Origin of the sequence: Candidatus Pelagibacter sp. HIMB1587 (genome assembly GCF_052047775.1) — a bacterium.
Lineage (GTDB): Bacteria > Pseudomonadota > Alphaproteobacteria > Pelagibacterales > Pelagibacteraceae > Pelagibacter.
This window is the reverse complement of record NZ_JBNAJJ010000001.1, coordinates 302164-318497: the sequence shown is the minus strand read 5'-3', so window position 1 is coordinate 318497 and position 16334 is coordinate 302164. Positions and strand designations below refer to the sequence as shown.

General features: G+C 25.9%; 18 protein-coding genes and 2 tRNA genes. 3 read left to right on the top strand and 17 right to left on the bottom strand.

Annotated features, from left to right (window positions below):
* The 8 genes from ACTTBE_RS01755 to ACTTBE_RS01720 all read right to left on the bottom strand — a co-directional run bounded on the left by ACTTBE_RS01755 (position 1) and on the right by ACTTBE_RS01720 (position 5576).
* Complete coding sequence (locus ACTTBE_RS01755; protein WP_440676906.1) at positions 1-2094, bottom strand: glycosyltransferase; 2094 nt, start codon at positions 2092-2094, stop codon at positions 1-3.
* Entirely contained in the window at positions 2091-2345 is a 255-nt protein-coding gene (locus tag ACTTBE_RS01750; protein WP_440676905.1) for a GIY-YIG nuclease family protein, read from the bottom strand. Before ACTTBE_RS01750 ends, ACTTBE_RS01755 begins: the two co-directional genes overlap by 4 nt.
* 4 nt (positions 2346-2349) lie before the next feature.
* Positions 2350-2424: transfer RNA gene (locus tag ACTTBE_RS01745), tRNA-Glu, on the bottom strand.
* A gap of 78 nt (positions 2425-2502) precedes the next feature.
* Positions 2503-3456 carry a class II fructose-bisphosphatase gene (gene glpX / locus ACTTBE_RS01740; RefSeq protein ID WP_440676904.1) on the bottom strand — a complete coding sequence of 318 codons (954 nt, stop codon included), beginning with the start codon at positions 3454-3456 and terminating at the stop codon, positions 2503-2505.
* Positions 3456-4448, bottom strand: coding sequence for a putative transporter (locus ACTTBE_RS01735; RefSeq protein WP_440676903.1), 993 nt, complete (start codon positions 4446-4448; stop codon positions 3456-3458). The genes glpX and ACTTBE_RS01735 overlap by 1 nt, the downstream gene beginning before the upstream one ends.
* A 3-nt stretch (positions 4449-4451) precedes the next feature.
* The gene (locus tag ACTTBE_RS01730; RefSeq protein WP_440676902.1) at positions 4452-4730 is read right to left on the bottom strand and encodes an ETC complex I subunit; all 279 of its coding nucleotides are present in this window, start codon (positions 4728-4730) and stop codon (positions 4452-4454) included.
* Positions 4731-4740: 10 nt separating this feature from the next.
* Positions 4741-5490: a putative nucleotide-diphospho-sugar transferase gene (locus ACTTBE_RS01725; protein WP_440676901.1), complete on the bottom strand. Its 750-nt coding sequence runs from the start codon at positions 5488-5490 to the stop codon at positions 4741-4743.
* Positions 5491-5499: 9 nt separating this feature from the next.
* A tRNA-Pro gene (locus tag ACTTBE_RS01720) sits at positions 5500-5576 on the bottom strand.
* A 94-nt stretch (positions 5577-5670) separates the two neighbouring features.
* On the opposite strand from ACTTBE_RS01720, the gene ACTTBE_RS01715 reads away from it, so the two are divergent.
* The 3 genes from ACTTBE_RS01715 to ACTTBE_RS01705 are packed head-to-tail and all read left to right on the top strand — an operon-like array spanning position 5671 to position 7874.
* Positions 5671-6147, top strand: coding sequence for a zinc-ribbon domain-containing protein (locus ACTTBE_RS01715; protein WP_440676900.1), 477 nt, complete (start codon positions 5671-5673; stop codon positions 6145-6147).
* Between the two features lie 6 nt (positions 6148-6153).
* Complete coding sequence (gene nhaA, locus ACTTBE_RS01710) at positions 6154-7335, top strand: Na+/H+ antiporter NhaA (protein WP_440676899.1); 1182 nt, start codon at positions 6154-6156, stop codon at positions 7333-7335.
* On the top strand, positions 7332-7874 hold the full coding sequence (locus ACTTBE_RS01705) for a glutathione peroxidase (protein ID WP_440676898.1): 543 nt from the start codon (positions 7332-7334) through the stop codon (positions 7872-7874). The genes nhaA and ACTTBE_RS01705 overlap by 4 nt, the downstream gene beginning before the upstream one ends.
* On the opposite strand, the gene ACTTBE_RS01700 is transcribed toward ACTTBE_RS01705, so the two are convergent.
* The 9 genes from ACTTBE_RS01700 to rarD are packed head-to-tail and all read right to left on the bottom strand — an operon-like array spanning position 7869 to position 16305.
* Complete coding sequence (locus ACTTBE_RS01700; protein WP_440676897.1) at positions 7869-8639, bottom strand: MBL fold metallo-hydrolase; 771 nt, start codon at positions 8637-8639, stop codon at positions 7869-7871. The two genes, ACTTBE_RS01705 and ACTTBE_RS01700, sit on opposite strands and share 6 nt — an antisense overlap.
* A 5-nt stretch (positions 8640-8644) precedes the next feature.
* A complete protein-coding gene (locus ACTTBE_RS01695; RefSeq protein WP_440676896.1) occupies positions 8645-9406 on the bottom strand; it encodes a TatD family hydrolase in 762 nt (253 codons plus the stop codon).
* Positions 9399-10940, bottom strand: coding sequence for a methionine--tRNA ligase (gene metG, locus ACTTBE_RS01690; protein ID WP_440676895.1), 1542 nt, complete (start codon positions 10938-10940; stop codon positions 9399-9401). The genes ACTTBE_RS01695 and metG overlap by 8 nt, the downstream gene beginning before the upstream one ends.
* A complete protein-coding gene (locus tag ACTTBE_RS01685) occupies positions 10933-11862 on the bottom strand; it encodes an AAA family ATPase (protein ID WP_440676894.1) in 930 nt (309 codons plus the stop codon). Before ACTTBE_RS01685 ends, metG begins: the two co-directional genes overlap by 8 nt.
* The gene (gene tmk / locus ACTTBE_RS01680; RefSeq protein WP_440676893.1) at positions 11859-12473 is read right to left on the bottom strand and encodes a dTMP kinase; all 615 of its coding nucleotides are present in this window, start codon (positions 12471-12473) and stop codon (positions 11859-11861) included. The genes ACTTBE_RS01685 and tmk overlap by 4 nt, the downstream gene beginning before the upstream one ends.
* Positions 12466-13617: a D-alanyl-D-alanine carboxypeptidase family protein gene (locus tag ACTTBE_RS01675; protein WP_440676892.1), complete on the bottom strand. Its 1152-nt coding sequence runs from the start codon at positions 13615-13617 to the stop codon at positions 12466-12468. The genes tmk and ACTTBE_RS01675 overlap by 8 nt, the downstream gene beginning before the upstream one ends.
* Positions 13610-14449 (bottom strand): hypothetical protein, encoded by an 840-nt coding sequence (locus ACTTBE_RS01670; protein ID WP_440676891.1) that lies wholly within the window; start codon positions 14447-14449, stop codon positions 13610-13612. Before ACTTBE_RS01670 ends, ACTTBE_RS01675 begins: the two co-directional genes overlap by 8 nt.
* A complete protein-coding gene (locus ACTTBE_RS01665; protein ID WP_440676890.1) occupies positions 14439-15440 on the bottom strand; it encodes a lytic murein transglycosylase in 1002 nt (333 codons plus the stop codon). The genes ACTTBE_RS01670 and ACTTBE_RS01665 overlap by 11 nt, the downstream gene beginning before the upstream one ends.
* Positions 15427-16305: an EamA family transporter RarD gene (gene rarD / locus ACTTBE_RS01660; RefSeq protein ID WP_440676889.1), complete on the bottom strand. Its 879-nt coding sequence runs from the start codon at positions 16303-16305 to the stop codon at positions 15427-15429. Before rarD ends, ACTTBE_RS01665 begins: the two co-directional genes overlap by 14 nt.
* Between the last annotated feature and the right edge of the window lie 29 nt (positions 16306-16334).

Genomic DNA, 16334 nt, shown 5'->3' with positions numbered 1-16334 from the left:
CTACCAATTAAATTTTTTATTAATATTAAATGTTTTACTAATTATATAATCAGCCACTAAAAGTGAATTAAATTTTTTATGATAGGATTTTCTACCTTGTTTTGCTAATAATGTTCTTTTATTATTATATTTAATCATTTCACTAATTTTTTTATTTAAGTCTTTTTTTGAATTATAAAATATTGCTTCTTTCTCAGAAAATAATTCATTTAATTTTGTTTTTTTATCTATTAATGTAGCAATTCCATTGCCCATTAATTGCGCAATTCTATCACTACTGTAATATTTCAATGGTTTACCCTGACTTAAATTTAGTGCAATTTTTGAGTTATAAAGTTGTCTCTTATATTCATCTCCCCAGATTGGTTGGACATTGTTCATACCGAAAACATTAAATTTTAGGTGTGGGTTTTTTTTAATTAAAAAATTAATTAAATTTTCTCTTGCATCAAATTTACCTTTTTTCAAAACACCTCTATGTACACCATGAGACATAGCAAAAAACAAATCAAATTCAGGATTTTTATTTTCATAAACTTTCATATCATCAAGAGATTCATCTACTGGGTTTGGAATATAAGAAACTTTATGATTTTTTAAATTTAAGACTTTTGGATCTGTTGTGCAGAAACTATAATCCATATATTTTATTTTATCCATAAATCTGATTTTATTATTTTTCCATTTTGTATCCATTCTATCTAAAAACCATTGTGATATTTTAATTGATGGGTATTCTTTTTTAATTAATTGCAAACTTTCTGTTTTAATTGAATCTGCATGTCCTAAAAGAATCAAATCTGGTTTAAAATTTTTTACTGTTTCAATAAAAGTTGAATTGAGTTTTTTTGATCCAGTAATATCGCTTATGGATTTATAATTAGTTAAAAGATCTCTATCACTTAAAGTTAAAACTTTATGATTTAATTTTATCAAGCCATTATTTATTCTTCTCCCTGTATTATAAAATAGTCTACCATTATGTTTTTCATTAAGATTTGTTATGTGTAAAATTTTTAATTTTGAAATTTTTGTATTTAATTTATAAATATTTAACAATTGGTCCCGATATTTATCAATTTTATCTGATGCGTATTGATTTGTTAAATAAAAATTTTTAAGAGAATTTTTTTGGTATTTTTTAAGTAGACTTGGATTTTTTATAAGTTTTTTAATATTTTTTGAAAATGTTTTTGCATTAATTTCATTTATTATTACTCCATCAGTGATAGTTTCTTTCAAACCTCCTCTATTACTAATTATGACTCCACAGCCTCGGCTTGCGGCTTCTAAACTTGTTCTGCCAAAAGGTTCATTCCACCTTGAGCAAACTACAGATATGGATGTTTTTTCAAGATTTTTTAAAACATCTTTATGATTTTTAAATCCTAGAATGTTTAATCTTTCATGTTCAAAAAAAATTTTTTCTCTAGGTTCATCTCCTATAACAATTGCTGACCAATCCTTAAATTCATCTAATATAGGAATTATTGCTTTTCCAAAAATATCATAACCTTTTGCAGAATTTAATTTACCAACGAATGTAATTATTTTTTTTTTGTTGTTTAAATTAATTTTTTTTATATCAATTGATTGTTTTATTACTTGAAGCTTACTTGAATTTGCATAAAAATTATTTAATTTTTTTACAAATCTAGATTTTGACCATTCGCTATTAAAAATTATTTTATCTAGATTTTCTAAAAGAAAAATTCTATCATTAATATTTTTTGAACCATTCATCTCCAGTGGATCATTATGAAAATATAAAACTTTTTTTGCATATTTTAGATTCTTCAAATATTTTAGATATGATGGTCTATTATGAAATTCGATTATATTAGATTTGTTTTTATTTTCCTTTTTTAAAAATTCATTAATATAAGATCGGGTAGAACTTTTAATTAAAGATTTTTTATAATTTAAATTTACGTATTTAGTATTATATTTTTGCTTGAAGTTGGTATTACCGTATACAATTGTATTTTTTCTAAATTTACTAATTTGCAAAGTATCTTTAATAAAAATAGATACGGCACCCGCATAAGCTGGAGAAAAGTTTTCTTTATATGGAAGTAGTATTGATATTTTCATTTATCAAATTTTTCTAATATTTTTTTTCTGTATGTCCTATCTTTTTTAAGTTTATATTCGTATGCCATAGCTTCCGATTTTGAATTAAATTTTTTTTTAAATACTAATATCCACTTATAGCCCTTAGTAGACTTTGCGCCAATATTTGAGTTATGCTTTGATAGTCTTTTCTCAACATTTGAACTGTAACCCGCATAAGTTTTATTTGTACCAGGTGATATAGATTTAAGTAAATACGTATAATAATACATTATTTGGCGGTCCCTAGGGGAATCGAACCCCTCTTTCGAGGATGAAAACCACGTGTCCTAACCGATAGACGAAGGGACCGAATTGCTGCTTTTTATTTCAAAAAATTTAATTAATCAAGTAATATAAGATTCCATAATATTAACAATAACTTTATAATTATTCTATATCATTAATGTTTTTAATTAATTTTAATTTTTTTTTATAATTTGATGATTTATGTGTGACCAATGTTTCTGAGATAAATTTATTTCCTTCAATTTTAATTCCAGTTACCAAATCACCAGATGTGATTCCTGTGGCGCAAAAAATCGAGTCTCCTGAAACAATTTCATTTAACTCATATTTTTTATTTAAATCTTTAATACCCATTTTTTTGGCTCGAAATTTTTCTTCATTTGTTTCAAATAAAAATCTAGCCTGGAAGCCGCAATTAAATGAATCGAGAGCTGTAGCAGCCAGAACACCTTCTGGACCACCACCTATACCCAAAAATATATCTACATTATATTTTTCATCAGTTACTAATAATGCACCAGAAACATCACCATCGGTTATAAATTTTATTTTTACTTTTAATTTTTCCAATTCATCAATTATTTTTTTGTGTCTTGGTCTATCTAAAATACAAGCTGTTAAATTTTCAGGATTTTTGTTTAAGTAATCGCTTAAGTTGCTTATATTTTTTTTCACTGTAAAATCTAAATCAATTACCCCATTTTCATTTACCCTTGAAGATATTTTTTCCATATAAGTTTCTGGAGCATGAAATAAATTATTTTTTTCAGTTATAGCAATCACAGACAACGCACCTGGTAAATTATTTGCAGCAAAATTTGTACCTTCCAAAGGATCAACGGCTATATCTAACTCTGGAACTTTTCCACCACCAACTGTTTCACCTATATATAACATTGGTGCCTCATCTAATTCACCTTCACCTATAACTATTTTTCCTTTAAAATTTATCTTATTTAATTCAGATCTCATCACATCGACAGCAGCTTTATCAGCGGCAATTTTATCTTTTTTGCCCACTAAATATGAGGAAGCTAAAGATGCGTAGGCGGTTACATTAACAAATTGATCTATAAATTTTTTGTCTAATGCCATTAAATTTCTTGGTCAGATAATTCTGTTTTAGATATTTTTGACTCAAATTCTCTTAATCTTTTGTAAACACTTGCAAGTTCAATTATTGTTGGCCAAGCTTTTAAAATATATTGCATAGATCCCTCAACTCTCCCAAAAGCCCTAATAATTTGTTGCATTACACCTAAAGTAACTGCACCCGCAACAATCGCTGGAGCTAAAAAAACATATGCTGACAATACATTTGCTTGTAAGTAAGCAATTCTCCCAATGTTAAAATATAGATATCTCAAATAACTTAAAAAATGAATTTCTCTAACTCCTTGAAATAGTTCATCAATAGTTTTAGGTCTAATAGTTCCGTCATCTTCAGCAATTACTAAAATTTTTCTATAAGCAGCCTCTTTTTTTTGAAGATCATACTCAACACCAACAAGTCTCAAGATTAATCCTAAAAAAATTAAAAAAATTGTTCCTCCTACAGACCAAATCAAAGCTCCAACAATTAGACCATATTCCCAATCACCAAAAAAAAATATTGGAATTCCAACACTTAGGCCAAATAAGATTGGCATAAATTCAATCAGTATCATTAAAGCTTCTATGAGACTTGTGCCTAGTGACTCCATTATTCTTGAAAATTTAATAGTGTCCTCTTGTACCCTTTGTGCTGCACCTTCAATCTTCCGTGCTTTATCATAAACACTATGGTACCATTCAACCATTGCAGTTCGCCATCTAAACAAATAATGTGATGTAAAAAAACTTACTATTACTGCTACACCCACATATAAGGCTGCTAAGGTTATAAATGATAATAAACTTGACCAATACTCATCTATGGTTATTGCATTTGGTTCAGCTAATGCTTTTTGAATCATATCGTAAAATTGACCAAACCATTCATTAATTTTCACATCTATTTTTACTTGTATCCATAAAGATGAAAGAATTATAAAAGATCCAATCCACGACCATAAAAACCAATTTTTTTCAGTAAAAAATCTAAACATTTATTATTTTAAGAAATTGTCTGCGTAAGATTTCTTAACTACTTTTCTTTTTTTGGGCTCAATAATCTCAAAATCAATTTTTTTTTTTTTCGCATAATTTATTGCTAAATCCTTTGAAGAAAATTCCAACTTGATTTCTGTAAAAGTATCAGATGAACTTTCCCAGCCCATTAAAGGGTTTCTAGAGGGATCCTCAGTTTTATATTCTAGTATCCATTTATTTTTTGATAAACCTGATTGCATCGGATTTTTATTAGGTATGTAAATAATTGCTTTTTTCATATTAAACAAACTATATAAATAAATGCTTATAATCTCTAATAAATTTTAGACGATCTCGTTTTCTAATACCAGCTAAATGTATAATTATAGGATCAAAATAATAATTTGAAACTTCGTCTTTTTCAGGATTTTTATAATTTTTTTTTGGCATACTGTTCCATGTACCAGGCAGAAAAAAAGTTTTTTTAAGAGTGTCTTTATTGACACTGTTGTTAGATATCTTAGAAATCTCAGCTTTGAAACCCAATTCATCCATAAATGCAGCATTATCTGGCCAAAAGTGATCTAAATATTTTTTTTTATTCCAGACATTTTTGAAAAAATTCAATGACCAATTTGTGTTACGTACTAACAAAACTCCAACATTAGGGACCCAAGTTAAATAATTTACAAATTTATATTTTGTTGGGTGTGATGATTTAAAAAAATTATTATGCACAAATAAATGTTTAGATTTATCTATATGATCTAAAATATTTTCATATCTACAAAAAAATGTATCAGCATCTAGCCATAATAAGAAATCATGAGTTCCTTTTTCAAGATTTTCTATAATCATTTTAATTTTTAACCAATAAAAATGTCTTTCAAATTTATTTGTTTTATCAATTTCATAATCAAAATTAAAATAATTTGCATATTTAATGATACATTCCTCAGATTTTTTACCTATATTTCTATATCTAAAATTATAACCTGAGAGTATTTTAAGTTTTTTATTTTTTTGTTTAGAAATATTTTTTTTAAAAGAAAAAAACATAAGATAAAATGGTCGGAGTGGCAGGATTCGAACCTGCGACCCTCTGGTCCCAAACCAGATGCGCTACCAGGCTGCGCTACACTCCGATCGAAGTACTAATACAATAGTTATTGATAATTTCAATGTATAAAGAAGCCTAAAATGAAAGAATTTTGTATAAAATCTGTTATATAAATGTGAATGATTATTACTTGTCCTTGCGAAAAAAAACAATTTAAAATTGACAATTCGTTAATTCCCCATGAAGGACGTGAGCTGCAATGTGGATCATGTGAAAGAGTTTGGTTTTATAAACCACAAAATGAAAGTGAAAATCCCTTAAAATTAAATAATAATATTTCTACAATTAAAACAGAACAAAATAATAATGCAGTAAATGAAAAAAATTTAGAAATTACAAAACCATTACAACAAGGAAAAATAATTGATGCCAAAATAGAAAAAGAAAATTTAAAGACTGATGAAAAGTACAAAGCTAAAAAATCTAAATTTTTTTCTTATTTGGTAGTTATTATTATATCTTTTTTAGCTTTATTAATCTTGGTTGATACACTTAAAACTCCACTAATTAATGTATTTCCTGGTCTAGAAATAATATTATTCAACCTTTTTGAAACATTGCAAGATATTAAACTATTTATTATAGATTTTATTTAATTCTTTATGATTAATTATATATCAAAACCCTTCAAATGGTTCTTTAAATTAGAAGCTGCAAGTGGACTTGTTTTATTATTTGCTGCAATAATCGCATTATTTATTAGTAACTCAGGATTAGCAGATTTATATTTTTCTACTTTAAATAAATACTTATTTATAGGTGTTAATAATTTTGGATTAAAATTATCTGTGCTGCATTGGGTAAATGATGCATTGATGGCAATATTCTTTTTCTTTGTGACCTTAGAAATTAAAAGAGAATTTCTACAAGGTGAACTTTCTAATATTAAACAAGCGTTATTACCAATTATAGCTGCAGTAGGAGGGATGTTGGTTCCTGCATTATTTTATGTTTTCATTAATTTAGGTGATAGTGAAACTTTAAACGGATGGGCAATTCCATCAGCTACAGATATAGCTTTTTCTTTAGGAGTTTTGTCATTACTTGGAAAAAGAGTTCCTTTATCTTTAAAAGTATTTTTAACAGCTTTAGCTATAATCGATGATTTAGGAGCAATAGTAATAATTGCCCTATTCTACTCTGGAGATTTAAGCATTAAGTATTTAACCTTAATGCTTTTAGCTTTCATTGTTTTGTTGTTAATAAATAAATTTAATATTAAAAAATTTTTACCTTATTTAGTAGTTGGGCTTTTCCTTTGGGATTTTACTCACAACTCAGGTATCCACGCTACAATTGCTGGTGTTTTATTAGCTATGACAATACCTCATAGAAAAAAGGACAAAGACTTTTCTTTATTATTAAAAATAGAACATGCAATTAGTCCGTATGTTGCTTTTGGAATAATGCCTCTGTTCGCATTTGCAAATGCAGGTGTTTCTCTTGAGGGTTTATCTTTTGCTTCATTGTTGGATAAAGTTCCACTAGGTATTGTCCTTGGTCTATTCTTGGGTAAACAACTTGGTGTTTTTGCATTTTCGTATGTATCAATAAAATTAAAAGTAGCTCAAATGCCAAACGATACAAGTTGGTATAATTTTTATGGAGTTGGAGTTCTTACTGGTATTGGCTTTACAATGAGTTTGTTTGTAGGAAATTTAGCTTTTGTTGAAAACATGCAATATATAGATGGTGTAAAAATAGGTGTTTTGACTGGATCATTACTATCCACTTTATTTGGTTATTTTTTAATATTACTTACTCCAAATAAACCCAAAAAATGAGAAAAATAATATTTGTACTTTCTATAGTTATGTTTTTTTTTAAAACCTCAGCAACAGCAAACTATGAAAAAAAGTTTTATGATTTCACAATTGAAAGCATAACAGGAGAAACAATAAATCTAAAAGATTACAAAGATAAAGTTATTCTGGTAGTCAATACAGCTAGTTTTTGTGGTTTTACCAAACAATATGATGAATTGCAGGAATTATGGGATTTATATAAAAATAAAGGTTTGGTTGTTCTTGGAGTCCCTTCAAACTCCTTTAATCAAGAAAAAAAAAATAATTCTGATGTAAAAGAATTCTGTGAAGTAAATTTCAATATTAATTTTCCACTAACAACAATTACAGAAGTTAAAGGAGAAAATGCTCATGAACTTTTCAAGTGGGCAAAAGATAATCATGGTAAATCTGCAATTCCAAAATGGAATTTTCATAAAATTTTAATTAATAAAGAAGGAAAGGTTGAAGATACATTTGCGTCTTTTACTAAACCAATGTCTAAAAAGTTAATTAAATCAATTGAAAATATATTATAGCTCTAAGGTTAAACCATCATGAGCAGGCATAACATTTTTAGGTAATAACTTTTTAAGTGCTTTATAATCTAAAACTGGTGATAAATTTGTAAGAATAGCTTTCTTTGGTTGAAAACTTTTAATTAATTTTAAAGAAGTTTCCAAATTGAAATGAGATGGATGAAAATCATACCACAAACAATCAATAATTAAATATTTTAGGTTTTTAAAATATTTGTAATCTTTAGCATATATTTTGCTTACATCACTTATATATGCCAATTGTTTATCAATAATAAAACAATTAGACTTAATTTTTCCATGTTCTACCACGACTGTTTGAATATTTATTTTTCTATTTCTGTTTCTTATGTGAATATTTCTGGGTAATTTATTTATTTTTAAAGTTGCTGGATATTCTTTTGAGTAACTTTTAAATATATAAGCAAAAGTATTTTTTAATATTTTGGAAGTATATGTATCTGCATAAACATTTAACTGTTTTTTACTATTTAAATAGAATGATCTTAAATCATTTATTCCATGTGTTTGATCACCATGCATATGTGAATATAAAACTTTATTAATTTTTTTAATTTTATGCCTTAAAAGCTGATGTCTTAAATCTGGGGATGTATCTATTAGTATATTTTCATCAGTAGTTTTCAAAAAAGCTGAACATCTTGTTCTGTAATTTTTTTTATTTTTTGGGTCACAATTTCCAAAAAAACCATCCGGTCTTGGTACACCCATCGAACTTCCACACCCTAAAATGATAAATTTCATATTATTTAATTAAAAAAGAGTTTATTAAAATTATTAGTAGTAAGCTCTATCAGTTCTTTTTTAGAAATATTCTTTATTTCAGCTAATTTTGCAGCTGTAAAATCAATAAACGATGGTTCATTTTTTTTTCCTCTATTTGGTACTGGTGCTAAAAAGGGACTATCGGTTTCAATTAAAATATTTTCAGTTGGGATTGATTTAAATGTCTCTTGTAAATCAACTGAATTTTTAAAAGTAATAATTCCACTAGCAGAAAAGTAAGAATTTAAAGATAATAATTTTTCTGAAAATTCTTTTGAACCAGTAAAACAATGCATTAAAATTTTAATATTCTCATCTTTATATTGATTTAGAATTTCAAATGTTTCATCTTCAGCATTTCTTGAATGAACAATTAGAGGAACATTAGTTTTTATTGATGCTTGAATATGTTCTTTAAAACTTGCAATTTGTTTATCTTTTTCACTATTTTTGTAATAAAAATCTAATCCAGTTTCACCAATGCCTATAATTTTTTTGTTATTTTTTAAGTTGTCAATAATTTGATTGGCAGTAATTACATTTGTAGAACTTTCATGAGGATGAATACCAATTGTACCATAAATCATCTCATCTCTATTAATTAGTTCCTTAACTCTAGAGAAACTTTCAAAGGAGGTTGATATTGTTAATAGTTTTTCAATACCCACATCTTTTGATCTTTGCAAAACATTTGTTAAATCACTTAATAATGGTTCGTGATCTAAGTGACAATGAGAATCAATCATTTTTTTTTTCTATTTTTTTAAATAGTATATCAATTTTATTAATATTATTTCCTTTAGTTAAATACTCATTATTTGAAAGGGAATTTAATTTTATTTGAGCTTCATTAATATCAAAAATTTTTAGTGCTTTTAATGAAGACTCTGGAATAATTGGATATAATAAAAAACTTATTTTTCGAACAATTTCTAATGTAGTATATACAATTGTATTTAATCTAATTTGATCATCTTTCTTTTTCCATGGTTCTTGATCATTAAAATATTTATTAGCCTCAAATAGTGAATTAACAATGTAGTCTATATAAAAGTTAATATTTTGATGATCAATTTTAAACCTAATATTATCTAAATTTTTTTTATACTTATCTAAAATTAAAAAATCTTCATCTAGAAATTTAATTTCAGAAGGAATTTTTCCATCACAATTTTTGATCGCAAAAGTAGTAACTCTTTGACATAAATTTCCATAGTTATTTGCTAAATCACTGTTTATACAATCTTCCAATCTATCTTGAGAAATATTACCATCATTACCAAATGAAACTTCTTTAATTAGATAATACCTTAATGGATCTAAACCATACTCTTCAATTATTTCTAAAGGATCCAAAATATTCCCTTTAGATTTGGACATTTTTTCATCTCCAGATAAAATCCAACCATGGCCATAAACTCTTTTTGGCACTTCAATCTCGGCAGCTAATAAAAAAGCTGGCCAATAAACAGCATGAAATCTAAGTATATCTTTGCCAATTAAATGTATTGATGCAGGCCAAAATTTTTTGAATAATTCATCATCTTTATTTGGGTAATTTAGTGCGCTTAAATAATTTGTAAGTGCATCTAGCCAAACGTAAATTACATGATTTTTATTACTTGGAACTGGTATACCCCATGAAAAACTTTTCCTACTAACTGATAGATCTTTTAGACCACTTTTTACAAAACTAATAACTTCATTTCGTCTAGACTCTGGATAAATAAAATCAGGATTATCTTCATAATATTTTAAAAGAGGTTTTTCCCATTTTGAAAGTCTAAAAAAATACGACTCTTCTTCAATCCATTCGACAGGAGATTTTGATGATATAGCTATTTTTTTACCATCTATTTCATCTATCTCATCTTCGCTATAAAAAGCTTCATCTGATACTGAATACCAACCAGAATAATTTGATAGATAAATATCATCATTCTTTTCAAGTTCAGACCAAAGATATTGCACTGTTTTTTTATGCCTCTCTTCGGTTGTTCTAATAAAATCAGTGTTGCATAAATTTAGAGTATCTGAAAGATCTCGAAAAGTTTTGCTTATTTGATCACAAAATTTTTGTGGAGTCTCCCCTGCTCGTTCAGCTGATCTTTGAATTTTTAAACCATGCTCATCTGTTCCGGTTAAAAAATGTACTTTAAAATCATCAATAATTTTAAATCTTGCAAAAAAATCAGCAGCTATACTTGAGTAAGCGTGTCCCATATGAGGTTTAGCTGATGGATAATAAATAGGTGTTGTAATATAAAAATTTTTATCCATTTAAAACTTTATCTTCAAATTCCATAAATAATGTCTCTTCATCTAAATTATAAATTTTAGTATCATTAATTTTTTTTATAAAATAATGATAAAGGTGAAATAATTTAGTATTTTTTGTAGATATATTGTTTCTAAAATAAACTTCAATAAAAGAATATATTAATTGAATAATTGGTTTGTTTTTTTTGTAAGTCTTGCTTGATATTAAACTTTGCAAAAAGGTGTCTAAATTATAATCCTTAAGATCTAAATCAAAGTTTTCTGCAAGTTTTAATAATTCATATAATTTACCTGGTGTTGTAAAGTAATTTACTAAATCTTGATTTATAAAATTATAAACATCATCGTTTATTAATTTATTAACAATTTTAATAAATTGAGCATTCGTTAAAAAAACTTTGAAATTTAAACATCTAGATTTAAGAGTTGGTAAAACTCTTTTATTATTGTTAATTAAGATAAAAATAATATTTTCATTAGGTTCTTCTAAGACTTTTAGCAATGCATTAATAGAATTCAAATTTAATAATTCTATATTGTCTATTAAAACAAATCTTTTTTTATTATTAAATGAAGATTTATTTAGATTAACAATTAATTCTCTTATTTGATTTATATCAATGTTTTTTTTATCTTCAGCTACGTCTATAAGATTAAAATTTGGATTAGATTTATTATGTATAAGTTTGAATGATTTATTTTCTAAATTAATTTTATTATTTTCAACATCATAAGAATGCTCTTCATCTTCTGATAATACAAAGTTTATAAGATGATAACCTAATGTTGCTTTACCAATACCTTTTTCACCAGATAAAAGTATTTTATTTGGTAATTTGTTATTTAAACATAATTTAGATAAATGGTTAAAAATCTCTTGATGTTCGTACAAATTCTGTTGTGTAGATGAATTTAGATTCATTTAATTAACTTTTTAACTTGATTGATAATTAATTTTTCATTTTTCTTAATATCTAAATTTGAATCAATTATCTTATATTTTTTCTTATTTAGTTTTGATAACTTAAGAAATCCATTTTGAACTTTGTTATAGAAACTGCTATTAAATTGATCATATCTATTCAAAGATTTTCTCATTTTCAATCTTAAGAAAAGATTTTTTTTATTTACAACATTAAGAAATGTAAAATTAACCTTAATATTTTTTAATAAATATTTATTAATTATATTTATAATTTTAATATCAACACCCATGCCATAATGCTGATAAGCAATTGTAGAGTCTATAAATCTATCAATTAAAATAACTCTTTTTTTATAATATTTTTTAATAAGATTAATATTTTCACTTCTGGCAGCTAGATATAAAAGTAAATCAGTTTTTACATTAAAATTGGATTTCTTATTTAATATTAATTTTCTAATTTTTTCAGAATTTAAACTCCCTCCTGGTTCTCTGATTTTTAAATATTTAACTTTATTTTTGTCTAAATACCTTGAAACAATTTTTATATGATGACTTTTGCCACTGCCTTCTATACCCTCAAAAACAATAATTGGCTTCTTAGACATCGCCCCAAATTAAGTAGTTTAATGATTTAAGCAATCTAGAAAAGAAATTTACTTTTTTAATTTCTTTTAAAGCAAGCAAATCATACTCACCTACTAATTCTTGGTCATAAACTACTTTTAATGTTGCAATTTTTTGATCTTTGTTTATTGGTGCTTCTACAGGACCATCATAATTTACAGAAACCTTTAATAATTTTTTTTTGGCTTTTTTAATAGTTTTGTAAATATCTTCATTTGTATAAACATCAACTGTATCTTCTTTTCCCAACCATACGTCTATTTTTTGAAAAGGTTTATTAGCTTCAGTAATTTTAACTAAATCAAAATTTGTAAGTCCATAAGTTAACATTTTAGTACTTTCTTTTGATCTGGCGTTTTTTGAATTAAAACCACTGCCAACAGCAATTAATCTTCTTCCATTTCTCTCTATAGACGAAGCTAATGAATATTTTTCTACAGCTAAATAACCAGTTTTGATACCATCTGCTCCAAGATTTTTATATAACAAAGGATTTCTATTACCTTGTGTTATTGGATCTCCTCCTGTTCTATCCCAAGTAAATTCTTTTTCTGCAAACATTTTATAAAATTCTGGATGTTCTTTAATTAAGTATCTAGACATGATCATTATGTCTCTAACTGTTGAATTATTATCAGGGTGATTAATTCCTGATGAATTAGAAAAGTTTGTATTGTCCATTCCTAACTCTTTAGCTTTTGCAGTCATTAAGATTGCAAACTCTTCTTCAGTACCCGCTATGCCTTCTGCTAATGCAATACAAGCATCATTACCAGATGCTATGATTATACCTTTTAGTAAATTTTCAACTGAGACTTCGTCCCCTACCATTATAAACATTGAGGAATAACCAGATGTAGATAAACGCCAAGCTTTTTCTGAAATAATAAATTTTTCATCCATACTCAAATCTCCTGACTTAATTAAGTCAAAGGCAATGATAGAGGTCATGATTTTCGTCATGGATGCAGGATAAATTGATAAGTCCGCTTCTTTTTCAAAAAGAATTTCACCAGAATGATAATCTTGAATTATTGCAGTTTTTGCTTTCACATCAAAATTAGCAAATGATTTAGATGCAAATAAAATGAGTATTAAAATAATTAAATTTAATTTTTTAAACATCTTTAATAATTTTTAGGTTTTCAAAATTTAGTTTTTCTATTTCGTCAAATGACTCTTGAATTTTTTTTATATCATTAAATGGACCTAATAATACCCTATATTTTGTTTGAGATAATTTTTTTATAACAGGATTTGTTATCTTTGTTTCATCCATAATTCTTTGGATCATATTTTCAGCTGAATCTTTATAATAAAAATCTGCAATTTTAATTGAATATAGAAAATTACTTTGAGAAGTCTTAGGCAATTCCTTTTTCTCTACAGTTCCTAAATTATCTATGGTTATTCCATCCACAGGAGCCTTTTGAGCTACTTTTTTTTCTTCATCAAACGTTTTAGCTTTTTTTGCTACAAAAGTTGATTCATTAGAAATTAGAGATAATTCAACATAGGGTTCATTTTCATCAAGCAACAATTCATCAACAATTCTTTTGGTTATTACTGAATTATAAAAATTTGAAAAAATTGCCTTATTAGATATCACTTGTGCAATAACAGTTTTTGTATTTTCAGGGTTAGTAATTTTCACAAAAGAATTTTTTCTAATTTTGGTATGAAAAATAAACAAACCTCTGTTATCGAGTTTTTTTGAAATACTTTTTTTATTAAAAAGATTTTCGTCGTAAATTAATGCAAAGCCTTGGTTTGTATACTCTCTATCAAAAATATATTTAGAACTATCTTCTTCATCTTCATCTGAAGATTTTAAAGTTGTTTCTGCTGTAGATGTATCTGGTTCTGTCTTAATAGTTTTTTTTTGAGTTGTTTCTAATTGTTTGCATCCAATAAAAATAATAAACAACAATAATTGCAATATTATTTTAAAGTTCATCTTTGAATTTATCCTTCAATGTGCAGACAGCTAAAGCAAATCTTAAAGATCTATTCCATTGTAAAATTATTTCATAATTATTAAATACCACATAAGCTGGATTTAATGTTTCTGCATCAGGAATTATATCTTTATCTGGTGTTATTATTGCAACTTCTAAATCATCATAATTATTTGAAATAATTGAACTGTTCTGAATGTATTGTCTAAAAAATTTTAATTGTTTTTTATCATGTAATTGTTTTGCAGAAATATTTAAATATTTTTTTGGAATATCATTATTTAAATCAATTCTATAAAAACATGGTTCATTAGATTTCCAACCTATTTTCTTTAAATAATTACTCGCTGAAGCATACGCATCAGGGTTACTTTTTAAATTTATTGAACCATTACCATCATAGTCTGTCGCATAATTTTTCATAGTAGAAGGCATAAATTGGAAGTAACCAAAAGCACCAGCCCAAGAACCATACAATGTTTTATAATCAATTTGATTTTTCTCAATTAAGTTTAAAAGTATTAAAAGTTCTTTGGTGAAAAATTCTGACCTTCTTTTGTCAAAACTTAATGTAGCAAGTGAAGAAAGAATGTCCATTTTACCAACATAGGTACCAAAATTTGTTTCTATACCCATTAATGATAAGAGAAGTTCTTTTTCTATATTAAATTCATTTTCAACAGAGGTAATTAAACTTAAATTATCTATATAAAGTTTTTTTCCTTTTTTTACTTTTTGGTCAGAGGTTCTTTTTGATATGTAAGTTTTTGTATCTTCATAAAACTCTGGTTGATATCTATCATATTTAATTACATCAGGTAAAAACTTAGTATTAGACATAACTAGATCAAATGTTGCTTCAGAAATATTATTTTCTAGAGCAATTTTTTTGAAATTTTTTTTCCATTTTTCGAATTCTATGTTGATATCTGCTAATGTGTTTGTATGAAAAAAAAGAGATAAAATAAGTATAAGTTTAATTAGTTTCATATAAATCTCTTAAATATATTATTACAGCAATCCAGATTAAAATGAAACTTACTAGTTTATTAAATGAAAAAACTTCATCGTAATAAAAAAAACCTAGTAAAAATTGAAGAGTTGGCGTGATATAGAAAATCATTCCAGTCGGACCTAATCCACATAATTCAACTCCTCTTACATATAAAAATAAAGGTATTACCGTCATTGGACCTGCCAACAATATTATTAACATCATTGGAGGGTTGGATAATGAGAAATCATTGTAACCATTAATTGCAATGAGATAGAATGCAACAATTGCAATTGGTAATATAAATAAACTTTCTATTAAAAGTCCAATATCAGTATCAACATTAACTTTTTTTCTTACTAAATTATAAAAGCCCCAACTTAGTGCTACAAGTATACCAACCCAAGGAAGTGATTTTAGACTTACAAAAATTAAATATAAAATTGATAAAATAACTAAAGTAATTGAAAAAATTCTTTTATTATTTAATTTTTCTTTAAAAAAAATATAACCAAGGAGAACACTTAATATTGGCATTATAAAATAACCAAAACTAGCATCTATTATTCTGTTGGTAGCAATAGCATAAATCCATACACCCCAATTCATGAAAATCAAAAAACCTGAAATAAAAAGGTAAATTAGATTTTGTTTACTTTTAATTATATTAAAAAAAATATCCCACTTTGAAAAAAAGAAAGTTGTTAATATTAAAGTCAAAGTTGTCCATAAACATCTGTGGACTACTAACTCAATATAACCAATAAAAGTAATATATTTAAAATATAAAACCCCAAAAAAACCCCACCAAAAAGATCCAAATCCAGCAAGTAAAAGCCCTTTATTAAATTCTTTGTTCATGTAGCTTTGATATTAGTCGTTAATGAGTT